Origin of the sequence: Chryseobacterium sp. MIQD13, from assembly GCF_050496705.1 — a bacterium.
Lineage (GTDB): Bacteria > Bacteroidota > Bacteroidia > Flavobacteriales > Weeksellaceae > Chryseobacterium.
On record NZ_JBNWAF010000001.1, the window covers coordinates 221,366 to 243,401 of the forward strand.

A 22,036-nucleotide genomic window follows, 5' to 3' on the forward strand; every position below is an offset into this window, starting at 1 on the left:
ACGATATTTCAATTTCCGGAATCTAACATCTAATTTCTAACCTCTAACCTCTATATTAATTGTTCCAAGCTGGAAACACTTTTATTTTTCTGGTAGACTTCCATTTTCTTTCTTACATATTTCAGAGCAATGGGAGCGAGGTAGATCATAGCTGCACCCACAAGTTTTTTCTTCCAGTTGGAGCTTTTCATATTCTTTTTGGCATAATTGCCAACTAAGGCTGTAATACCAAGTTTCACCAGGCTGTCTGTTACATTACCGCCTAATGCAGTACTTGCAATTCCCACAGCAGTTTGTTTATTGATGAACATATCCTTTACTTCAGAAGTGAGATGTCTTGCAATAACATCTTTTCGGAGAACTACTTTTTCATTACCGTCATCATTTACTTTTTCCTGCAGATACTGATCCGTAAGGCCATTTGTAAATGCACTGAGGCTTTCTTTTGTATTTTTAAAGGTAAGAAGGTTTTCCAGATCATTGATCTCGCTTTTAAGCAATTTTTTCTTTCTTCTTAATTCTTCGATGCTTTCGTAATTTCTGCCCATAGCTTAATGATTATGATTTAAAAATTTAATAACCTGATCTGCCACTCCGTTCACAATCTTATTTTTAAAAGAAATGATAAATGCCATTACCACAACATAAAAACCTGCAACGATCAGGAATCCGTACGAGTAATTATCCAGTGCTTTTCCAATAAGGAAAGCGATTCCAAAATTGAAAAGGATAATAAAAAAAGCAAAAGCAACAAGCAGCACTACAAAGTAGGTGATGAGCCCTGCAGAAAGAGAGGATTTTTCGGTAGCTTCAATCTTCAGTAAATCTATTCTCTTCGATGCATATTCTTTAATAGTCTCTATCATTGTTTTTTTTTAAAGTTACAAAAAAAGGAACTTTCGCGCAAAAAGTTCCTTCCCATAATTTACTCAAAAAATAAACTATTTATTATTTAAGATCATTCAGTTCGGTTTCTACATCCTTTACTACGTCTGCAGTTTTGGAAACAATCTGATCTTTGTATTTATCATATCCGTCTTTTACCGTATGAGCTACACTGTTGGCCGTTTCTTTGAAAGTAGAAGAGATATTGCTGTACTGATCTTTTACTCTTTCAGAAACCTCACCATACTTGTTTTTAGCCTGGTCTTTTAGGTCACCTGCTTTATCTTTGATTTTTTTTCTCGTTTCTTTACCTTCTTCCGGCGCATAAAGCATTCCTAAGATTACACCTGCTGCAGCACCTGCAAGAAGTCCTGCCAATATACCTGCTGTATTTTTTCCGTTTTTCGACATTTTAAGCTTTTTTAATAGTTAATAAATATTAGTTTTTACTGTGTTAAAATCTACAATTTGTATACCAAAGGAGGCACTGTGCCTATTAAAAATTGTTAAATCTTTTGGATGTGAGATAGAATGAGATCAATGGTTTCTTCTTTTGTAAGCTCTGTATTGTCAATAATTATGGCATCTTCAGCCTGCTTCAAAGGAGCTATTTCCCTCTCACTGTCGATCTTGTCGCGGTCTATAAGGTTTTGCTTTACCTGTTCCCTGTCTGCATGGATTCCCATACCTGCCAGTTCAAAATACCGTCTGTTAGTCCTTTCGTCAATACTGGCAGTAAGAAAGAATTTATAGTCCGCATTTGGCAGAACTACTGTCCCTATGTCACGTCCGTCCATAATAATGCCGCCTTTTTCTGCCAGCGAACGCTGAGACTGAAGAAGAAAATCTCTTACTTCCTTCTGTTTTGCCACAATACTTACATTGTCTGAAACTTCAGTGGTGCGGATCTGCTTGGAAATATCAATATGGTTAAGATAAAGAATAAGCTCGTTATTATCATTTCTGAATTCAAGTTCGATCTGATCTAAAGAAGAGAATAATTTCTGAAGGTCGATAGAACCATCCTCTTTCATACAGTTCTGAATGGCAAACCATGTAATCCCTCTGTAAAGTGCACCGGTATCCAGATGTATGATATCCAGTTTATCGGCAATGACTTTAGAGATTGAACTTTTTCCGGTAGACGAGTACCCATCGATAGCTATTACAGGTTTTTTCATACCGCAAATTTCAAGAATTTTTTTAAAAAATCAAGGTTGCACAGAAAAAAATCTATATTGTTTACAGATTTTGTTCCGGAATTATTCTCCTGCGTGGCTGCTAAGGTCCATGGAAACACCTATCTGGTTCACATTGGAAGAATTGTGATAACGTATATGGGCATAGTCTATACGGAATCTTCTCAGCTTAATTCCAAATCCTCCTGAAAGTCCTGAAAAGTTTCTCTGATCTGCCACGGCAAGCTCATTTCCTCTTTTCGCATTATAGCCAAGTCTTATATTGAAGCTCTTTTCCGGGAAAAGTTCTGCCCCAATGGAAAAATGGTCTGCGAGTTTTCTTCCGAAACCTACTTCCTGCCCGTTTACATTATATTCCGAAGAAATATCAAATTGTTGAAGATCGTGGGCAGTAATGGTAACGGCAAGCGGAATGACTTTGAGGATTCTGGTATATCCGAGATCTACCCTGAACGGAAGATTTTCCCTGGTTCCGTTGAATGATTTCAGCTGAAAACCGAAATTTCTCATGACAAGGGAAAGAACTTCTTTGTTCTTTTTATTATGGTAGGTAACACCTGCTGTCCCTGAAATAGCAGAAGAAGTATAATTGTCAATTTTTGAAGTAATGAAATTGATTCCCCCTCCAATGGTCCAGTCTTCTTCAAACTGGTAAGCATATCCTGCACCGATGGCCACATCTGAAGCTTTGAATTCACCATTCTCTTCACCGCTTTCATCGGTTCTGGGAATGCTTCCGTAGCTCATATATCTGGCATTGATGGTTGCCATATGTCCGTTATCAAAATCTCTGGCATAGGCTACAGTTCCATATTTTGAGTCAGCAAGGTAAGCTGCCGCATTCACTGAAAGCTGTTTGTCAGAATCTCTATTCAAAAGGGCCGGGTTTGCAATAGCAAAGGAAACATCATAGTCTCTGATGGAAATTGCATCGCCGCCTAAAGCAGCCTGTCTGGCAGATACAGGGATGTTTAAGAAAGGATAAACATTTGTTCCTGTTTGCGCATAAGAAACAATTCCTGACAGAAATAATGAAAAAATGACAATTTTCTTCAATTCAATTTATAATTAATGCAAAAATAATTCTTTTTCGTACTTATCAAAATATTTCTGACATTATTTCTGCGTAAATATTTTTCTTTATTCAATATTTTTAATGATTATATTTGCAAAATCAAATTTCGGAGAAAACAGCTCCGGTAAAGTTTATTAAAAATTAAAGATGAAATATAAAAGAATCCTTCTGAAACTGAGTGGTGAGGCCTTAATGGGGAACAGACAATATGGTATTGACAATGAAAGGCTGCAGGAATATGCGGCAGAGATCAAAAAAGTAGTGGAAAAAGGCTGCGAAGTGGCGATCGTTATCGGAGGAGGAAACATTTTCCGTGGAGTAGCAGGAGCTGCTAAAGGAATGGACAGAGTGCAGGGAGATTATATGGGAATGCTGGCAACAGTGATTAACGGAATGGCTCTTCAGGGAGCATTGGAAGATGCGGGAATCAAAACAAGACTTCAGTCTGCCATCGAAATGGATAAAGTAGCTGAACCTTTCATCAAAAGAAGAGCAGTAAGACACCTTGAAAAAGGCAGAGTAGTGATCTTCGGAGCCGGAACAGGAAACCCTTATTTTACAACAGATACAGCTGCGACTTTAAGAGCTATCGAAATTGGGGCAGATGTGATCTTAAAAGGAACCAGAGTAGACGGAATCTATGACAGTGATCCTGAAAAGAATGCAGATGCTGTAAAATACAACTCACTATCATTCGACGAGGTGTATGCTAAAAACCTTAAAGTAATGGATATGACTGCCTTCACTTTAAGCCACGAAAATAAATTGCCTATTATTGTATTTGATATGAATAAGGATGGGAATTTAGAGAAGATTGTGGATGGGGAAAATGTAGGTACTTTAGTTGATTTGTAGGTAGCGGCAGTAGATAGTGGTTGCAGGTAATTGAAAGATTTAAATATTTAATCATTTAAAAATTCAGAACCTTATAAATTACGGATTGCCTGTTAATCATTACTGATCATTTATCACTTATCAATCATCATTTATAAAAATGTGTAACTTATCAAATTTTAACTATATAATGGAAGAATTAGATCTTATATTAGAATCTGTAAAGCAGGACATGGATGCAGCTGTAAAGCACTTGGATCATGCGTTTCAAAGAATTAGAGCAGGACGTGCTTCTACGTCAATGGTTCAGGATGTAATGGTGGAATATTACGGAGCACCAACTCCTATTAACCAGGTTGCCAATGTTTCTGTACCGGATGCCATGACCATTTCTATTCAACCTTGGGACAGAACGGCTATTGGTGCTATTGAAAAAGCTATTATCAATTCAAATTTAGGCTTTGCACCTTCTAATAACGGGGAAAATATTATTCTTAATGTTCCGCCTTTAACAGAGGAAAGAAGAAGAGAGCTGGCAAAACAGGCTAAAGTAGAGGCTGAAGGAACAAAAGTAACGATAAGAAATGCCAGACAGGACGGGCTGAAAGAACTTAAAAAACTAGACGGAGTTTCTGAAGACGTTGTAAAGGGTGTGGAAGAAGAAATCCAGGCTTATACTGATAAGTATGTAAAAACTTGTGACGAGCATCTTAAGACAAAAGAAGCTGAAATCATGAAAGTATAATTTTCAGATTTTAAAAATATAAAAAAGAGGTTTCTTGTGAAGCCTCTTTTTGTTTTGACGGATATTTTATTTTGTCTTTTTAATCACAAAAAAGCTCCCTGTTGGAGAGCCTTTGTTTATTTTTGCTATTATTTACAGTTTTCGTTGTAATCGGTAATTACTTCTTCTACAATTTCCGGAACGTTTGACATCACGTCATCAATCTGGCTTTTGATCAGTCTTCCCAATCCGGATCTTTTCTTTTCGTCGTTTTTAAGAGAAGCATAAGAACCGCTTGTCAATTTACCCTTTGCGTAGCTGCAGTCTGCAATAATGATCTTGGCTTTAGCTAAAGTAAGTTCTTCTATTTTACCCCCTTTTTTAGAGTAGATATAGGAAGGTGAGTTTCTCATTCTCTCAGTTTCTTTTTCTGCCTCTGCAATCTGGCCTCCTGCAGAAAATGTAGTAGGGTAGCCGTATAATTTGTATACTTTGATCTTACCGTCTTTTACCACTTCTGCAAACTGATAACTTTTTGTAAGGTTATTAAAAGCTTTGATATTGCCGCTTAAACCTCCGGTTGCCGTATTGAAACCTTCTTTAGTGTTGGTATATTTGATGGTTTCAAAATGTCTTTCTTCATTATTTTCATCAAAAGCCACATATTCCTTAATGTCATCCGTATCAAGGGTCTTGAACTTCTGTTTCTTTTTAGACTTGTCAATATCAGATACGGCCACGAATTTTACTTTTTTCTGGTTACTCCAAGGATTCATGGCATCTCCGTTCAACCTTACAATTCCTTCAATTTTTTTTCCGCCTTTATCAATAATGTAACCATATTTTTCATCGGCTCTCAATTCATAATCTGTATTGTCTTCCTGTGCATAAGCGTTGAAAGATGCCAATGTAAACAGGCCAAATAGTAATACTTTCTTCATATAATTATAGTTTTTAATAAATTTTTGTAAATATAGCTTTTTATACCTTATCACAAAATGAAATAAAATGCCATAGCTTCAAATAAAAAGACCCGGAATTTCCGGGTCTGTATCTTTAAATTATTAAATCCTTCAAAGTTTAAATAATAATTACTGATATCTCTGATGTTCTTTATTCTTAGAGAATCTCTTCGTAATTGGCTTAACCAGTACTTTATACTTTTCAGCATCAAACAGCTGTGAGTCGGTAAGCGCTTTATACGTCATCCATACTCCGAAAGGAAGAAGGATAAGGTTAGGAAGCCATGCTGCCAGATAAGGGCTCATTCCTCCTCCCCAGGCAACGTTTTCGATACCAAGATTCATCACATAAAAAACAATGAAAATAATGATAGCAATAATTACCGGAAGTCCCATTCCCCCTTTTCTGATGATTGATCCCAAACTTGCTCCGATCAGGAAAAAGATAATACAGGTTACGGAATAGGAAATAATTCTCTGCTGATAAATAACAACTTTGCTGAAGTATTTTACATTTGAGCTGAATTCGTTCTTTTTCCCGGAAGCTGTAGATTTAAGATTATCCAGTCTGTTATAAGCATTAAAGAGTATCTCCATCTTTTTTTCTCCTTTTACGGTATCCAGTTTGATCTGCTGCTTGGCGACAGCTTTGGATTTCGTTTTATCCATATAATTGATTACCGAATTGGTCTGGCTTAAAACATCAGAGCTGATATTTGAAAAGAAAGCTGCATTTTCTTTTTTGTTTTTGGCAACGGTTTCATTAAGCTGTCCGTAGGTTTGAAAACGGTAATCATCCGTGATCTGTTCCTTTTCAATGGCCTTATTAATGACTTCACTGATATCAAAATGGGAAACTAAAGTATCAAACTTGATGGCCTGATCCGGCTGTTTCAATCTTATATTTTCACCTTTTCCTGCAAAATTGTCTTCAAATATATAGCCGTTATAAAGCTCCAACTTCAGAAAGTTCTTATTGGCTGCAGGAACGAATTTTCCCTTTTCTGCCACAATAGACTGCTGATTTTCGTAAGTGCTGGCTTTCCTGTGTACAAAAACCCCTTCAATATTTTCTCCGTTCTCACCATAGATCTTGTCAAATTTTACCACATATCCGGGAAGCTGATCAATGAACTGCCCCGGTGTAAAGTTCAGAGCAGGCTTGGTCTGTGCAATATTGAAAAGCATATTCTTTGCCTTCTTCTGAAAATCCGGAATGATATTGTTGGAGAAAAAGAAAAGCATGACTGCCAGTACTGTGGCTACTCCCATCAGAGGTGCCATGACTCTTGTCAGGGAAATTCCGGCTGCTTTCATTGCGGCAAGCTCATACCGTTCCCCAAATTCACCGAAAGACATGATGCTCGCCAAAAGAATGGTAAGCGGGAGTACTAAGCTGACAACACTTACCCCAAGATAAAAAAGAAGTTTAAGGATCTGCCAGTAGCTTAATCCTTTTCCCATGAACTGCCCCAGCTGAACCCAGATAATGTTTACAATAAAAATGAAAAACAAAACGCTGAATATAAAGAAAAACGGTCCAAAGAAGGTTTTTATGATATATCGGTCTAGTATTTTTAGCATGCGTCAAAATTAATCAAAAAGCCACAAAGTTTACTTGTGGCTCTTATAATTTTTATTACTTTTTATTTAATAAGTGAAAAGGCCAGTTAATCCCTTTGCACTTTTGTTTTTTAAAGTTCTGTGATCACATAGTTTTTGAACTTGTTTTTGTCAAAAACGAACATATTGGGATCCAGTGTTTGGTTTTCCTTATATTCTTTGATGGCAATTACCGCTACATCTTTGTTGTTTCCGTGCTGTTCAAGTTTCACCATCTGTTTTTTTGCAGAATCTACAAAAAGATATACGAATTGAATTCCATTGGATTTTACAGGGGTCAGCTTAATGAAATCTGCATTTACTCCGTTTACATTCTTTTTACCGTTGTAAGTTACGTTATAATCATTTCTATAGGTAGTAAGGTAGTTGATAGGGGAGAACATGCTGCTGCTTCCGTTAGGTTTTGCAATCGTTACTTCCATATCATCTGCATTGATGTTGTATATTTTGCTTCCGTCAAAGATCTGCTCTGTATCCATGATTTTCAGCTTATACTTATCTCCTGCAACATAATAAATTCCCGGCTCTGTTTTGGTAACCTGTCCGTTCACACCCGTTCCGAAAGAAAACTTAAAATAAGAATTCTTTTTGGAATTGTAATTGGCTGTGATATCATCCAGTATTTTTTTAGCTTTTGCATCAATTTTCTGCGCCTCGGCAAATCCTACAGCACCTATTACAAAACTTCCGACTATAATTTTTGAAATAATATTTTTCATTTTTTTATTAAATAAACTTTAAACATTCTAATGCTTCAAGGTTTAATTTATAAAGCATTTTTCCTTTAGTTACGCAAATCTTCCAAAAACTGTTCCAAAGAATGAAGGTCGCTGATAATAACCTCTCTGGCCTTGGCTCCATTAAATCCTCCTACGATTCCGGTTGCTTCAAGCTGATCCATAATTCTTCCGGCTCTGTTATAGCCCAGTTTAAGCTGTCTCTGCAGCATAGAAGTAGATCCTTGCTGGGTAGAAACAATGATTCTTGCAGCTTCCTCAAATAAAGCATCTTTTTCGTTCGGGTCAAATGCACCTACTGTACTTGTAGAATCTTCAGAAACGAATTCAGGAAGCATGAATGCAGATGAATATCCTTTCTGCTCACCAATATATTCTGCCAGTCTTTCTACTTCCGGTGTATCTACAAAAGCACATTGAAGTCTTAAGATTTCATTTCCGTTGAAATAAAGCATATCTCCTTTACCGATCAATTGATCTGCTCCCGGAGAATCAAGAATTGTTCTGGAGTCCACACTTGAGATTACTCTGAATGCTGCTCTTGCAGGGAAGTTAGCCTTAATCATACCTGTAATTACATTCACGGAAGGTCTCTGTGTAGCAACGATCAGGTGGATTCCTACGGCTCTTGCAAGCTGTGCCAGTCTGGCGATAGGAAGTTCAACTTCTTTTCCTGCTGTCATGATAAGGTCAGCAAACTCGTCTACTACCAATACTATATAAGGAAGATAACGATGTCCGTTCTCGGGATTTAATTTTCTTTCCGAAAACTTTTTGTTATATTCTTTTAAGTTCTTACAGAATGCATTTTTAAGAAGATCATATCTTGTATCCATCTCTACACAAAGAGAGTTCAGGGTGTTGATCACCTTGTTGGTATCTGTGATGATTGCCTCATCCGCATCCGGAAGTTTTGCCAGGTAATGTCTTTCAATTTTTGAATATAATGAAAGTTCTACCTTCTTAGGATCTACCATAACAAACTTCAGTTCGCTAGGATGTTTTTTGTAAAGAAGGGAAGTTAAAATAGCATTAATACCTACAGATTTACCCTGTCCTGTAGCACCTGCCATCAGTAAGTGAGGCATTTTTGAAAGGTCGGCCATGAATACCTCATTGGAAATCGTTTTTCCGAATACCACCGGAAGATCCATATCCGTATTCTGGAATTTATGCGAGGCAATAACGGAACGCATGGAAACCATGGTAGGGTTTTTTCTCGGTACTTCAATCCCGATTGTTCCTTTTCCGGGCATAGGAGCAATAATCCTGATTCCTAAAGCGGAAAGATTCAGGGCAATATCATCCTGAAGCTTTTTGATAGCAGAAACCCTGATTCCTGCTTCAGGAACAATTTCATATAATGTAACTGTAGGTCCGATCGTTGCTTTGATCTCAGAAATTCCGACATTGAAGTTCTTTAAAAGTCCAACAATTTTATTCTTATTTTCTTCTAATTCTTCCTGATTGATAGAAATTTCTTCGCTGCCGTAATCCTTAAGCAATTCCACTGTCGGCATCTGGAAGCCTGCCAGATCAAGTTTATGATCGTATAATCCATGTCTTTCTACAAGTTCCTGGGATTTTTTGTCTGAATCATCCAGTACATCAACTACCGATGCTACCTCTACATTAAATTTAATGTTATCCTGAGCAGGTGCTGATACCGGGGAAGTAACAGGAGTTGTAATTGCCGGACTCACGGGCGTCATATCAAAAGCCTGTTCCGGGGTTGAAGTAGGAACCGGAGGTTTTGTATTCAGATTTAAGCTGACAGGTTTTTCTTCTTCAAAAGAAGTCTGATTAGGCGTTACAATAGTTTCTAAATCTGTAACAGGATGAACTTCAGGAAATCCTTTCGGAACACTTACCGGTTCTGGCTCTGCAACTTTTGGTTTGGTTGATACATCAGTAACGGTAACATTGAGCCCTGCTTCCTCAGCTTCCTCTTCAAGTTCTGTATCAGCTTCAAAGTTTTCCTCTGAGCTTGGCATCATCGATTTAACTTTACCGATTGTATTATCATTAATCTTATCCAGTTTTGCTTTAATAGAGCTTGGCCGAAGATTGAATTCAAGAATGAAATATAAAAGTATGCTTGCTGCCAGTACTACCCAAAGTCCCACAGGTCCGATAATGGCATTCAGATAATCCATAATCTGGTATCCGTAAACACCCCCTAAAACACCTTGTCCTTTAGTCACTGCTCCCATAAAAATAGGAAGCCAGCAAATGAAAAACAAAGAATGCCCGATAGTTTTCCATGGTTTAAAGGTCCTTTTTTTAAGAATAAGAGTTCCTACAACCAAAAATAAAAAGGCAATGATAAACGATGCAATTCCTATGCTTTCGAATATAAAAATATTCCCCAGCCAGTCGCCTACCTTCCCAAAGATATTTGAAGATTTTATTGTTTTGTCTGTCATAGTTCCTGCCTGGCTCTGGTCTGCCTTCCAGTTCATCAGATAAGAGATGAAGGAAAATGCCAGAACAACAGAAAAAAGAATAAAGGTAAGCCCGAAAAATATACGTGGCTTAGATAAAATTTTGCCTTTATCAGGCGATTCCGTCGATTTTGTCTGTGTCTTTTTATCCATAATATCAATGTGGGCAAATTTAATGTTTTTTCAACATTAACAGCATCTTTTTTTGTTCAAAAAGATAGCGTAATTTAGGGTTATTTTTTTAAATTAAATAGGGTTTTTAGGATGTTTTTTTCGTTAAAACATAAATATAATAGTTGTTTTTTAAACAAGTTTAAATGCTGATAATAATATCACCACTAATTTTATTCCATAAACTTGTAAAATGAGGAAAAATGAAATTACGGCTTAGCTGCTTTAACTAAAATAAAAGCACAATCCAGATAGAAGCCTTCAATCATGAAGATAGGTATATTAAATCCGGAATTTTATGATCTTAAAAATTGAATTTTTCTTAATGATTTTCCTGTTATTAAGAATGATTCAAAATAACTAAAATAGGCTTCAAAGTGACAAAAAACAGCTTTTTTTAGCCTCTTTGTTGTTTATCATCCTTATTTTTGCATGTCAAGTAAAATAAATCATGAAGAAGCTCCAAGATATTCTTATCTCAACCAGAACAATGGCTGTGCTGTTATTGGTGTATGCATTTTCGATGGCATATGCAACGTTCTTAGAAAACGATTACGGAACTCCAACAGCCAAAGCATTAATTTATGAAGCAAAATGGTTTGAATTAATCATGTTTCTGCTCATTCTCAACTTCGTAGGAAATATCGCGAGATATAGATTATGGAAAAGGGAAAAATGGCCGGTTTTGGTCTTTCACCTTGCTTTTATCCTTATTTTTATTGGAGGAGCAATTACAAGGTACATCAGTTTTGAAGGTACCATGCACATCAGGGAAGGGGAAACTTCCAATGAAATTGTGACAGACAAGAATTTCTTTAAAATTCAGATTGAGGAGAAAGGTGACGTTCTTAATTATCAGGATGTTCCTTATCTGATGTCACCTCTTCACAAAGACTTTAATGCAACTTATGATTTCCACGGGAAAGAAGTAAAAGTTTTTACAAAAGATTATATCCAGAGAAAAAAAGACAGCTTAATTGCTGAACCAAACGGGGCAGAATATCTTCACCTGGTTTCTACAGGAACTACCGGAAGACAGAATATTTATATCAAACCGGGAGAAACAAAATCAATCAACGGAACTTTGGTAACGTTCAACAGAGCAATTGAAGGTGCTGTTGAGTTTAAAAAGGAAAACGGACAGCTTTTCATCAAAACACCTGTTGATGCAGCTTTCATGACCATGGCAACGCAGGCTACCGGAAGTACCAAGAAAGATGAATTCCAGCCTTTGGTACTGAGAAGTTTATATACGATCAACGAACTGAAACTTGTTGTTCCTGAAGGTCTTAAGAAAGGAAGACTGATGGCTTTTGAAGGCGATAAAAAGAAAGATGCTATGGTTCCGGATGTACTTAGAGTAGAACTTCAGGGGCCAAAAACAAAACAGTTGGTGGATCTTTCCGTAGAAAAAGGAAACCCGAATGCTTTCAAGCAGGTAACAATGGACGGACTGAATATTATGGTAGGTTTCGGGCCAAAAGTATACAACACGCCTTTTGCACTGAAACTGGATGATTTCGTAATGGAAACTTATCCGGGAAGCTCATCTCCAAGTGCTTATGAGAGTCACGTGAAGATTATTGATGAAGGAAAAGAAACACCTTATAAAATTTACATGAACCACGTCTTGAACCACAAAGGATACCGTTTCTTCCAGTCAAGCTTTGACCCGGACAGAATGGGAACAGTACTTTCCGTGAATCATGATTTCTGGGGAACGATTATTTCTTATATCGGATACGGACTTTTATTCTTGGGAATGTTTGTGATCTTCTTCTGGAAAGGAACCCATTTCTGGAAACTGAACAAAATGCTGACTGATGTTAATAAAAAGAAAGCTGCTGCAGTACTTTTGGTATTGTTGAGTTTAGGATTAAACGCTCAGAAAATTGAAACACACGGTACTACAGACGGAAGCAGAGAGCATATTCATGTAGAAGGTGATGCTCATACCCATGCTCAGCCTTTAGACGGTGCTTCTCCTAAGCAGAATTCATTGGCAACCCCGATGGGTAAAATGAGATCGATCACTCCTGATGAAATTATTTCAAGAAATAAAATCAACAAAGAACATGCTGACAAGTTCGGGTATCTTTTAGTGCAGAATTTTGAAGGAAGAATCGTTCCTGTCAACACAGAGGCGCTGGATATTTTAAGAAAACTATACAAAAAAGACGAATTTAAAGGAACAGACGGAAAATCCCTTACAGCTAATCAATGGTTTCTTTCCATCAATACGGATACACCAAGCTGGACTATGGTTCCGATCATTAAAGTGGGAACTAAAGGAGGTGATGAGCTGAAAAATAAAACAAAAGCTGATGATGACGGTTACACTTCATTAATGAATCTTTTCCCGGCAGATGCCAATGGTAATCTGACTTATATCCTTGAACACGATTACAATACGGCATTCCGTAAAAAACCGGCTGAGCAGACCAATTATGATAAGGAAGTAATCTCTGTAAACGAGAGAGTACAGATTTTTAACGAGTTTTTCAGCGGCCAGTTTATGAGAATTGTTCCTGTGAAAAATGATGCCAACCACACATGGCATTCATGGCTGGATCAGAAATTTGAACCGGATATGGAATCTCAGCAGGTAATGGGGCCTTATTTTGCAGAAGCTCTTACTGCACAAAAAACAGGAGACTGGAGTAAAGCCGATACTGAATTGGCAAAACTTTCAGAATATCAGCAGAAATGGGGTAAAGCAGTAGTTCCTGCAAAATCGAAAGTAGATCTTGAGGTTTTCATGAACAAAGTGAATATCAACTTCAAATTATTGATCTTTTATACCATTATCGGAGGACTGCTTCTTATCCTGGGATTTGTAGAATTATTCAAATCCAGTAAAGTATTAAATAAAGTAATCAAAGTAATTATAGCCCTAGGGTTAGTAGGATACTTATGCCACTTCTTAGGCCTTGTGGCAAGATGGTACATTTCAGGACACGCTCCTTGGAGTAACGGTTATGAAGCCATTATTTTTATATCGTGGGTAGGTATTTCTGCAGGACTTTTATTATACAGAAATGCCAATGCATTGATTCCTGCAGCCGGATTTATGGTAGCAGTTATCATGATGGGATTTGCACACGGAGGTTCAGCTCTTGATCCGCAGATCACGCCGCTTGTTCCTGTATTGAAATCTTACTGGCTGATTGTTCACGTAGCGATTATTACATCAAGCTATGGTTTCTTTGCCTTGTCGATGATTATTGCTGTGATCTCTTTGGTATTCTATATTATCTCCAATAAGGATACTTACAAACTTCACCACGACACCACATTAAAAGAATTGGTAATTGTATCTGAAATGTCATTAACGATTGGGCTTTTTGCCTTAACGGTAGGAAACTTCTTAGGCGGTATCTGGGCCAATGAATCATGGGGAAGATACTGGAGCTGGGACCCGAAAGAAACTTGGGCTTTCATTTCCATTATGGTATATGCATTCGTATTGCACATGAGATTGGTTCCTGGATTAAGAAGCAGATGGGCATTCCACGTTGCAACAATGTTTGCTTTCTGTTCAATGGTAATGACGTATTTCGGAGTTAATTATTACCTGAGTGGACTTCACTCTTATGCAGCAGGAGATCCGGTTCCGGTTCCGGCCTGGGTATACATCGGATTGGGAACAATGCTGCTTTTATCAATTGTTTCTTACTTCAAGTTTAAAACCTTAACGAAGAAAAAATAATCTTAAAATAATACAGAAAAGAGTTTTTAAAAATTTAAAAACTCTTTTTTTATACATTTGTTTTTATGAAACCGCCGGAAATCAAATTGTTTTTTTCATGCACATCGCAAAAGTATACATCAGACGAGAATGTAGTTCCTGCTCACAGTCTTACTTTTATTTATGAGGGAAATTTTGAAATTACGGATGCATCAGGAACTTTGTTGCTGGAAAGCGGTTCCTTATTTTTTACAGCAAAGAATGATATTTTCAGATTTACGAAATTAGCTTCTAAAGACAGGCCATATAAATCTGTTTCTGTTATTTTTTCAGAGCAATTCCTGAAGGAATATTTTGAGAAAAATGAACCTTCTTTTTCAGGTATCGAAGTATCCAAAAGCTTTGTGTTGAATAAACATACGCTTACAGATAATCTGTTCTCTTCCCTGAAACCTTATGTAGATATGGAAGAAAACCTTCCGGAGTATCTTTGTGATCTTAAAAGAATGGAGGCACTGGGCATTCTGAGAACCTTTTATCCTGGAATAGACCGCCATTTGCTGAACTTTGAAGACCCCGGTAAAATAGATCTTGAAGCTTTTATGAAGAAAAATTATATTTTTAATCTTCCTTTACAGAAATTCGCTTATTTAACGGGAAGAAGCATTTCTACATTTAAAAGAGATTTCTTCAAAATTTTTGAAATCACACCCCAGAGATGGCTTACCAAAAAGCGGCTGGAGCACGCCCATTTTTTAATTGATAAACAACAGCTGAAGCCATCTGAAGCATTTATAAATTCAGGTTTTGAAAATCTTTCCCATTTTTCCAGAGCATTTAAAGCTGAATTTGGATACAGTCCCAAAACACTTTTGAACGTTTAAGCATATTATATTTGGACGTTTAAGCAAACTTTTTATCAATGTTCCTTTTGAAATTTGTATCATAAAATTATGAAAAATGGAACAGACAAAAAAAGCACTGCAAACCCAATACGACCAATTGTACATCGCAGGGGATTGGGTGAATTCTTCAAATAATGAAACTGTAAAAGTTATTTCTCCCTTTGATCAGTCTGAAATAGGATATACTGTTTTGGCCGGCAAAGAGGATGTAGACAAAGCTGTAAAAGCGGCAAGAGAAACATTTGATTCTGGAGTCTGGGTAAATAAGCCTTATGAAGAAAGGGAAGGAATCATTCTTCGTTTTATGGAAATCTACAGAGGTTTTTCAGAGCAGTTAGCCGTCTTAACTACCCATGAAAATGGTTCTCCCATCTGGTTTACATCAAGTCTTCAACAAATGATTGAGTTTCAGAATCTCTCTTATCTGCAGGCAGGAAAAGAAACGGAATGGGAAAAAATCACACGTAACGAAAACGGTGGTGGATCTATAGTCAGAAAAGAAGCGGTAGGAGTCGTTGCTGCAATAATTCCATGGAATGCACCACAGCAATCTGCACTGGTTAAAATTGTACCCGCATTACTGGCAGGATGTACGGTTATTTTCAAACCGACACCGGAAACATCTCTTGATGGTATTGCTCTTGGTACCATGTTTACCGAAGCTGGTCTTCCGAAAGGGGTATTGAGCATTCTTCCGGCTAACCGTGAAATCAGCGAATATCTTGTCAGTCATCCCGATGTAGATAAAATAGCATTTACAGGCTCTACAAAAGCAGGGAAAACAATAGCATCAATTGCCGGAAGCCAGATGAAACGTTTCAGTCTGGAGCTTGGTGGTAAATCTGCCGGAATTATCCTTGAAGATGCAGACCCCAGTATGATTGCAGCATTGGGAAGGTATTCTGCTTTTACCAATAACGGCCAGTCCTGTGCAGGAATAACACGTCTTCTTGTCCCTAAAAGCCGCTATGAAGAAATAAGCGGAATTTTAAAAGAAGCAATTGAAAATATTAAGCTGGGAAATCCTCAAAATCATGAAACTTTTTTAGGACCTGTTTATAATGAAACTCAATATCTTAAAATAAAAGCCTATATTCAAAGTGGGATCGAAGAAGGTGCTGTACTGCTGACCGGAGGGCTGGAAAAGCTGGAAGGAGAAGAATTTGAAAAAGGATGGTTTATCAGACCTGCTTTATTTATTAATGTTAAAAACACAATGAAAATTGCCAGAGAAGAAATCTTTGGTCCTGTTCAGGTTTTGATTGCTTATGATAATTTAGAAGAAGCAATTGCTCTTGCCAATGATTCGGAATATGGATTGGGAGGTGCTGTTATTACCAGTAATGTCGATAAAGGATTGGAAGTGGCAAAAGCAATCAGAACGGGAACAGTAATGATCAATGCTGCACAGCCGGATTTCAAAGTTCCTTTCGGAGGGTATAAGCAAAGCGGTGTAGGACGCGAATTCGGCAGCTATGGATTATCATCATTTACAGAACTTAAAACAATTTTATATTAAATTATTACATGAACATGATAGAATACATTCACCAGTATTATTCAGATGAGAAGCAGGGAGCGGTATATGCTTTGATAGCTTCAGTAGTATTATTAATCTCAGGAATTTTCATCTGGCTGAAATTTTCAGATAATCAGATGTCAAAAGGAATCGCTGTAGGATTTCTTGTCATAAGTATGCTGCTTTTGGGAGGAGCAATTTCAACGATCAGCTACAATAACAGAAAACTTGCAGCTGTTGAAAATCTTAAGGATAAATCAGAAGCAGAACTGCAAAGAGATGAAGTCCAAAGAATGGATAAGGTAATGAATGTCACTTTCAGATATGCTTTTATTTCCTTTGCTGTTTTAATGGGAGTCGCTGTTCTTATGATTATTATTCTCCCCAATGAATTCTGGAAAGGAATTAGTATTTCTTTAATGATTCTGGTTTGCCTTCTCATCATATCCGACAGCTTTTCTAAACAGAGGAATCAGATATATTTTGATATGATCAGTAAAAGTATATTTAAAGATTAGAAGAGAACTTCATATATATTAAATACCGGCTTTAGAGCTGGTATTTTTTGTTAGATAAATGGATTTATTAAATATTCAGGAATGCTTACTTGAAAAAATATATATTTTTATTTATAATTTAAAAACTTCTTCATACCTTTATGATATCAAAATAATATCAAATTAAAATTACAATCATGGAAAAAGTCTTAAAACCGATGTCCGGTTATCTGGCATTAGTAATCTGTCTGGTTCTGTTTGTCGGAGCTGTTTATTTTTTTATTGCCGGCGTTGAACACAGCATTACGTTCGTCATTATTGCAATGTTGTGTTTTCTGTTGTTCTGTTTCTTCCTGAAAGGTCTTATGATCATTCAGCCGAACCATTCAAGAGTACTGAACTTCTTTGGAAAGTATGTGGGAACAGTGAAGGATAACGGACTGTTTTTTATTAATCCACTGTATTCATCACAGAAAATGTCGTTACGTTCAGAAAACCTGCAGGGACAGACTCTGAAAGTAAATGATAAAATGGGTAACCCGATTGAAATTGCAGTAGTAATCGTATGGAAAGTAGGAGACACCTACAAAGCTGCTTTTGATGTAGAACGTTATTCAGATTTCGTAAGAATGCAGAGTGAAGCTGCGGTACGTCATTTGGCAATGAGCTTTCCTTATGATAATTTAGAAGACGATCATGCGCCGATTACCTTGAGAGAAGGCGGCGATAAGATTAATTCTATTTTGGAGCAGGAACTTACTGACCGTCTTTCAAAAGCCGGAATTATGATTCAGGAAGCTAGAATTTCTCACCTTGCCTATGCCTCCGAAATTGCAGGAGCTATGCTTCAGAGACAGCAGGCAACAGCAATTGTTGCTGCAAGAACCAAAATTGTGGAAGGGGCTGTAGGAATGGTAGATCTGGCCTTGAAAAAGCTTTCGGAAGAAAATATCGTAGAGCTTGATGATGAAAGAAAAGCAGCTATGGTAAGCAATTTAATGGTAGTGCTTTGCGGTGAAAAAGCAGCAACTCCTATCTTAAATGCAGGAACTCTTTATAATTAAAATGAAGAGAGAAAAGTGAAGAATGAAGAATTTACTTAGATTTTATATCAAGCTTAATTTAAAATATCAGTTTGTTAGAATAAATCTTTGAAGCCTCAGCGTTTAAAATAAAGTAATAAAATCAGGCTAGAGAATAAGAGAATGAAATCGGAAAAAACTTCAAAATCCTCTGAAACCAAGGGCAAAAAATCCTTTGTCATAAGAATCGATGAATCTACCTATAAACTGGTGGAGAAGTGGGCGAATGACGAATTCAGGAGTGTAAACGGCCAGATTGAATATCTGCTGCATCAAAGCCTGGTGAATTCAGGAAGGAAAAAGAAAGATGAAGAAGGATAGGGTAAAGGTGAAAAGTACTTTAGTTAGCCAGCCCAATAAAAAAGAATAACAATTCAATTAACCTTACTACAAAAAGAAAGCAGAGAAATTTTCTCTGCTTTTTTTATTTTATACAACTCTGAAGCGTATCAGCGCCAAAGTAGAATATTACGAGCCAGATCAGGCCTTTGATTGTGAAAAAAGCAAATCCTGCCCAGCCTACACGCTTGAACCATTTCTTGAACTTCGAATTATTATTTTCCGGTAAATTTTCCATGTCTGAATGTCAAAAGATTACTCTACAAAGATAAACATGTTTATAATTAGTCCAAATAAAAAGGATGTTAAAAATTTAAATTTTGAGGTTCGCATAATATTTCTATCTTTAGAGGAAACGAAAAGTAAACATTTTATGTCTAAAAAAGTAAAGGATTTCGGAATCGAAAAAACACTCAAAAATCTAGGAATAAAGGAGGAAAATAAAGGTACATCAGTTGGTGGAAAATATTTTGCTTCTGGGAAAACAATAGAAAGTTTTTCGCCGGTAGATGGTAAATTGATTGCTAAAATAAAGACTTCCGGAGAAAGTGATTATGACAAAGTGATAGAGACGGCTCAGAAGGCGTTTCAGGAATTCAGATCTATCCCTGCTCCAAAAAGAGGGGAGATCGTTAGACAGTTAGGTCAGAAATTAAGAACATATAAAGATGACCTTGGAAAACTGGTTTCTTATGAAATGGGTAAATCCCTTCAGGAAGGCCTTGGAGAAGTACAGGAAATGATTGATATCTGCGATTTCGCAGTAGGAGTTTCAAGACAGCTTCACGGTTATACAATGCATTCAGAAAGACCTGGTCATAGAATGTATGAACAATATCATCCGCTTGGCGTTGTGGGAATCATTACCGCTTTCAATTTCCCGGTTGCCGTATGGGCATGGAATACGGCTTTAGCATGGATCTGCGGAAACGTTACCATCTGGAAACCATCAGAAAAAACACCGTTATGCGCTATTGCATGTCAGAACATTATGTCTGAAGTACTAAAGGAGAACAATCTTGCCGAAGGTATTTCAAGTGTACTGGTTGCTGATCATGAAATTGGACAGAAACTGGTTGACGATAAAAGAGTTTCCTTGGTTTCTTTCACAGGATCTACCAGAGTGGGAAGAATGGTTTCTTCAAAAGTGGCAGAAAGATTCGGGAAATCTATCCTTGAATTGGGAGGAAACAACGCCATCATTATTTCTAAAGATGCAGATATCGATATGTCTATCATCGGTGCTGTTTTCGGAGCGGTAGGTACAGCGGGACAAAGATGTACTTCAACAAGAAGATTGATCATCCATGAAAGTGTTTACAATGAAGTGAAAAACAGATTGGTAAAAGCTTACGGACAATTGAAAATCGGAAATCCATTAGACGAAAATAACCACGTAGGGCCACTTATTGACGTTGATGCAGTTAACCAATATGAAGAAGCTATCAAAAAATGTAAGAAAGAAGGCGGGAAGTTTATTGTTGAAGGTGGTGTTCTAAGCGGAAAAGATTATGAATCAGGATGCTATGTAAAACCATGCATTGCAGAAGTGAAAAATTCTTATGAGATCGTTCAGCATGAAACCTTTGCTCCGATTTTATACTTGATTAAATACAAAACTCTAGACGAAGCTATTGCAATCCAGAATGATGTTCCTCAGGGATTATCATCTGCTATCATGACCCAGAACTTAAGAGAGGCAGAATTATTCCTTTCTCATGCAGGTTCAGACTGTGGTATTGCAAACGTAAATATCGGAACTTCGGGTGCAGAAATCGGTGGTGCTTTCGGAGGTGAAAAAGAAACAGGAGGTGGAAGAGAATCCGGTTCAGATGTTTGGAAATATTACATGAGAAGACAAACCAATACTATAAATTACACAACTCAACTTCCTTTGGCACAGGGGATTAAATTTGATTTGTAAAAATTTAGTTTAAGTCAGTCACAACAAAAAACAAAAATTAATAACCTGAATGTTTAAAGCTTTTAATCATTCAATTATTAGATCACACAACTATTTTAATTATGGAACAAACAATTGATATAAAAGTAAACAAAGTAAAAGAAACAGTAGGAAGACACGTTTTGGCAGACGGCTTTGATTTTGTGATGGATATTGAAAAATCCCACGGATCATGGTTGTATGACAAGCTTTCAGGCAGAGAGTATCTGGATATGTTCTCCATGTTTGCATCCGCTTCAATAGGCTACAATCACCCCTATCTGGTAGAAAGATCAGAATGGCTGGGAAAAATGGCTGTGAACAAGCCTACATTGGCAGATGTGTATTCAGAGGAATATGCTCATTTTCTGGAGGTTTTCGAAAGAGTAGTGATCCCTGAAGAACTGCAGTATGCTTTCTTTATTGAAGGCGGAACCTTAGGTGTGGAAAATGCAATGAAAGCCTGTTTCGACTGGAAAACACGTAAGAATTTTGAAAAAGGACTTCAGACAGAAGCCGGGATCTGTATTCATTTCAGACAGGCATTCCATGGAAGAAGCGGCTATACTTTAAGCTTAACCAATACTTCGGACCCTAGAAAATATCAGAATTTCCCAATGTTTGAATGGCCAAGAATATTAAATCCTAAGCTAACTTTCCCTATCACAGAAGAAAATTTAGAAGAAACAATCAAGAATGAAAGACTGGCTCTTCTTCAGATTGAGGAAGCTATTCTGATGAACCCTGATAAAGTGGCATGTATCATCATTGAGCCTATTCAGGCAGAAGGAGGAGACAATCACTTCAGAGATGAATTCCTGATGGGCTTAAGAAAACTTTGTGATCAGAATGAAATCTTACTGATTTTTGATGAAGTTCAGACAGGTATTGCCATTACAGGAAAAATGTGGGCATTCCAGCATTTTACGGCAAAACCGGACATCATTTCTTTCGGTAAAAAAGCTCAGGTTTGCGGAGTTTTGGCCAACAAAGAAAAATTTGACCAAATCCCGAACAACGTCTTCAGAGAAAGTTCTAGAATCAATTCTACTTTCGGAGGAAACTTTATCGATATGCTTCGTTTCCAGCTGGTAATGGAAGTCATCGAAAAAGAAAACCTGGTTGAAAATGCAAGAGTGGTTGGAGATTACCTGCTGGAAAAATTAAAAGAGCTGGCTCAGAAACATCCTGGAAAAATTTCAAATGCAAGAGGAAGAGGCCTTATGTGCGCTATTGACCTTCCTTCAGCAGAAGAAAGAAACCATTTAATGAACGAGCTTTTCAAAGACGGGCTGATCATTCTTCCATGTGGAGACAAATCACTTCGTTTCAGACCACACCTGAATGTTACCCAGGAAGAAATTCAATTAGCTTTAGATAAAATCGAGAGCAATATTAATAAAATTTAAA

At 37.1% G+C, this 22,036-nt stretch carries 20 protein-coding genes; 10 read left to right on the forward strand and 10 right to left on the reverse strand.

Annotation, left to right across the window (positions count from 1 at the left end; genetic code table 11):
- Positions 1-50 precede the first annotated feature (50 nt).
- From ACQWU4_RS01035 to porQ, 5 genes are all read right to left on the reverse strand, one after another.
- Positions 51-548 carry a phosphoribosyl-ATP pyrophosphatase gene (locus tag ACQWU4_RS01035; protein WP_429933912.1) on the reverse strand — a complete coding sequence of 166 codons (498 nt, stop codon included), beginning with the start codon at positions 546-548 and terminating at the stop codon, positions 51-53.
- Positions 549-551: 3 nt separating this feature from the next.
- The gene (locus ACQWU4_RS01040) at positions 552-866 is read right to left on the reverse strand and encodes a phage holin family protein (protein ID WP_048504003.1); all 315 of its coding nucleotides are present in this window, start codon (positions 864-866) and stop codon (positions 552-554) included.
- Positions 867-948: 82 nt separating this feature from the next.
- Entirely contained in the window at positions 949-1,296 is a 348-nt protein-coding gene (locus tag ACQWU4_RS01045; protein WP_429933913.1) for a YtxH domain-containing protein, read from the reverse strand.
- Between the two features lie 95 nt (positions 1,297-1,391).
- Positions 1,392-2,066, reverse strand: a complete 675-nt coding sequence (cmk, locus tag ACQWU4_RS01050) for a (d)CMP kinase (protein ID WP_429933914.1) — start codon at positions 2,064-2,066, stop codon at positions 1,392-1,394.
- An 81-nt stretch (positions 2,067-2,147) separates the two neighbouring features.
- Entirely contained in the window at positions 2,148-3,140 is a 993-nt protein-coding gene (porQ, locus tag ACQWU4_RS01055) for a type IX secretion system protein PorQ (protein WP_429933915.1), read from the reverse strand.
- A gap of 166 nt (positions 3,141-3,306) precedes the next feature.
- Here porQ and pyrH point away from each other — a divergent pair, with 166 nt between their 5' ends.
- Complete coding sequence (pyrH, locus tag ACQWU4_RS01060) at positions 3,307-4,014, forward strand: UMP kinase (protein WP_040999212.1); 708 nt, start codon at positions 3,307-3,309, stop codon at positions 4,012-4,014.
- Positions 4,015-4,183: 169 nt separating this feature from the next.
- Positions 4,184-4,738: a ribosome recycling factor gene (frr, locus tag ACQWU4_RS01065; RefSeq protein ID WP_429933916.1), complete on the forward strand. Its 555-nt coding sequence runs from the start codon at positions 4,184-4,186 to the stop codon at positions 4,736-4,738.
- Positions 4,739-4,866: 128 nt separating this feature from the next.
- Here frr and ACQWU4_RS01070 read toward each other — a convergent pair whose 3' ends face one another.
- From ACQWU4_RS01070 to ACQWU4_RS01085, 4 genes are all read right to left on the reverse strand, one after another.
- The gene (locus ACQWU4_RS01070) at positions 4,867-5,658 is read right to left on the reverse strand and encodes a hypothetical protein (protein WP_429933917.1); all 792 of its coding nucleotides are present in this window, start codon (positions 5,656-5,658) and stop codon (positions 4,867-4,869) included.
- Positions 5,659-5,808: 150 nt separating this feature from the next.
- Positions 5,809-7,263 (reverse strand): LptF/LptG family permease, encoded by a 1,455-nt coding sequence (locus ACQWU4_RS01075; protein ID WP_429933918.1) that lies wholly within the window; start codon positions 7,261-7,263, stop codon positions 5,809-5,811.
- Positions 7,264-7,373: 110 nt separating this feature from the next.
- On the reverse strand, positions 7,374-8,021 hold the full coding sequence (locus ACQWU4_RS01080) for a LolA family protein (RefSeq protein ID WP_429933919.1): 648 nt from the start codon (positions 8,019-8,021) through the stop codon (positions 7,374-7,376).
- 65 nt (positions 8,022-8,086) lie between these two features.
- Entirely contained in the window at positions 8,087-10,636 is a 2,550-nt protein-coding gene (locus ACQWU4_RS01085) for a DNA translocase FtsK 4TM domain-containing protein (protein WP_429933920.1), read from the reverse strand.
- 469 nt (positions 10,637-11,105) lie between these two features.
- Between ACQWU4_RS01085 and ccsA the strand changes: the two genes are divergently transcribed.
- The 6 genes from ccsA (at position 11,106) to ACQWU4_RS01115 (ending at position 18,666) form a co-directional block, all read left to right on the forward strand.
- Entirely contained in the window at positions 11,106-14,363 is a 3,258-nt protein-coding gene (gene ccsA / locus ACQWU4_RS01090; RefSeq protein ID WP_429933921.1) for a cytochrome c biogenesis protein CcsA, read from the forward strand.
- Positions 14,364-14,428: 65 nt separating this feature from the next.
- The gene (locus ACQWU4_RS01095; protein ID WP_429933922.1) at positions 14,429-15,226 is read left to right on the forward strand and encodes a helix-turn-helix domain-containing protein; all 798 of its coding nucleotides are present in this window, start codon (positions 14,429-14,431) and stop codon (positions 15,224-15,226) included.
- Between the two features lie 76 nt (positions 15,227-15,302).
- Positions 15,303-16,766 (forward strand): aldehyde dehydrogenase, encoded by a 1,464-nt coding sequence (locus tag ACQWU4_RS01100; protein ID WP_429933923.1) that lies wholly within the window; start codon positions 15,303-15,305, stop codon positions 16,764-16,766.
- A gap of 14 nt (positions 16,767-16,780) precedes the next feature.
- A complete protein-coding gene (locus ACQWU4_RS01105; protein WP_429933924.1) occupies positions 16,781-17,284 on the forward strand; it encodes a hypothetical protein in 504 nt (167 codons plus the stop codon).
- Between the two features lie 176 nt (positions 17,285-17,460).
- Positions 17,461-18,327 carry an SPFH domain-containing protein gene (locus tag ACQWU4_RS01110; RefSeq protein WP_429933925.1) on the forward strand — a complete coding sequence of 289 codons (867 nt, stop codon included), beginning with the start codon at positions 17,461-17,463 and terminating at the stop codon, positions 18,325-18,327.
- 141 nt (positions 18,328-18,468) lie between these two features.
- The gene (locus tag ACQWU4_RS01115; RefSeq protein ID WP_429933926.1) at positions 18,469-18,666 is read left to right on the forward strand and encodes an Arc family DNA binding domain-containing protein; all 198 of its coding nucleotides are present in this window, start codon (positions 18,469-18,471) and stop codon (positions 18,664-18,666) included.
- Positions 18,667-18,769: 103 nt separating this feature from the next.
- Here ACQWU4_RS01115 and ACQWU4_RS01120 read toward each other — a convergent pair whose 3' ends face one another.
- Positions 18,770-18,922, reverse strand: coding sequence for a hypothetical protein (locus ACQWU4_RS01120; protein ID WP_429933927.1), 153 nt, complete (start codon positions 18,920-18,922; stop codon positions 18,770-18,772).
- A 135-nt stretch (positions 18,923-19,057) separates the two neighbouring features.
- Here ACQWU4_RS01120 and amaB point away from each other — a divergent pair, with 135 nt between their 5' ends.
- On the forward strand, positions 19,058-20,608 hold the full coding sequence (gene amaB / locus ACQWU4_RS01125) for an L-piperidine-6-carboxylate dehydrogenase (RefSeq protein ID WP_429933928.1): 1,551 nt from the start codon (positions 19,058-19,060) through the stop codon (positions 20,606-20,608).
- Positions 20,609-20,709: 101 nt separating this feature from the next.
- A complete protein-coding gene (gene lat, locus ACQWU4_RS01130; protein ID WP_429933929.1) occupies positions 20,710-22,035 on the forward strand; it encodes an L-lysine 6-transaminase in 1,326 nt (441 codons plus the stop codon).
- The last annotated feature ends 1 nt before the right edge of the window (position 22,036 follow it).

Bases quoted from the DNA above. Each gene is read 5' to 3' on its own strand.
- ACQWU4_RS01105 (WP_429933924.1), top strand. From the start codon at position 16,781: ATGATAGAATACATTCACCAGTATTATTCAGATGAGAAGCAGGGAGCG.
- ACQWU4_RS01085 (WP_429933920.1), bottom strand. From the start codon at position 10,636: ATGGATAAAAAGACACAGACAAAATCGACGGAATCGCCTGATAAAGGC.
- ACQWU4_RS01035 (WP_429933912.1), bottom strand. From the start codon at position 548: ATGGGCAGAAATTACGAAAGCATCGAAGAATTAAGAAGAAAGAAAAAA.
- ACQWU4_RS01040 (WP_048504003.1), bottom strand. From the start codon at position 866: ATGATAGAGACTATTAAAGAATATGCATCGAAGAGAATAGATTTACTG.
- ACQWU4_RS01095 (WP_429933922.1), top strand. From the start codon at position 14,429: ATGAAACCGCCGGAAATCAAATTGTTTTTTTCATGCACATCGCAAAAG.
- cmk (WP_429933914.1), bottom strand. From the start codon at position 2,066: ATGAAAAAACCTGTAATAGCTATCGATGGGTACTCGTCTACCGGAAAA.
- ACQWU4_RS01110 (WP_429933925.1), top strand. From the start codon at position 17,461: ATGGAAAAAGTCTTAAAACCGATGTCCGGTTATCTGGCATTAGTAATC.
- ACQWU4_RS01115 (WP_429933926.1), top strand. From the start codon at position 18,469: ATGAAATCGGAAAAAACTTCAAAATCCTCTGAAACCAAGGGCAAAAAA.
- ACQWU4_RS01070 (WP_429933917.1), bottom strand. From the start codon at position 5,658: ATGAAGAAAGTATTACTATTTGGCCTGTTTACATTGGCATCTTTCAAC.
- ACQWU4_RS01100 (WP_429933923.1), top strand. From the start codon at position 15,303: ATGGAACAGACAAAAAAAGCACTGCAAACCCAATACGACCAATTGTAC.
- ACQWU4_RS01080 (WP_429933919.1), bottom strand. From the start codon at position 8,021: ATGAAAAATATTATTTCAAAAATTATAGTCGGAAGTTTTGTAATAGGT.
- frr (WP_429933916.1), top strand. From the start codon at position 4,184: ATGGAAGAATTAGATCTTATATTAGAATCTGTAAAGCAGGACATGGAT.
- ACQWU4_RS01075 (WP_429933918.1), bottom strand. From the start codon at position 7,263: ATGCTAAAAATACTAGACCGATATATCATAAAAACCTTCTTTGGACCG.
- ccsA (WP_429933921.1), top strand. From the start codon at position 11,106: ATGAAGAAGCTCCAAGATATTCTTATCTCAACCAGAACAATGGCTGTG.
- lat (WP_429933929.1), top strand. From the start codon at position 20,710: ATGGAACAAACAATTGATATAAAAGTAAACAAAGTAAAAGAAACAGTA.
- amaB (WP_429933928.1), top strand. From the start codon at position 19,058: ATGTCTAAAAAAGTAAAGGATTTCGGAATCGAAAAAACACTCAAAAAT.
- ACQWU4_RS01045 (WP_429933913.1), bottom strand. From the start codon at position 1,296: ATGTCGAAAAACGGAAAAAATACAGCAGGTATATTGGCAGGACTTCTT.
- ACQWU4_RS01120 (WP_429933927.1), bottom strand. From the start codon at position 18,922: ATGGAAAATTTACCGGAAAATAATAATTCGAAGTTCAAGAAATGGTTC.
- pyrH (WP_040999212.1), top strand. From the start codon at position 3,307: ATGAAATATAAAAGAATCCTTCTGAAACTGAGTGGTGAGGCCTTAATG.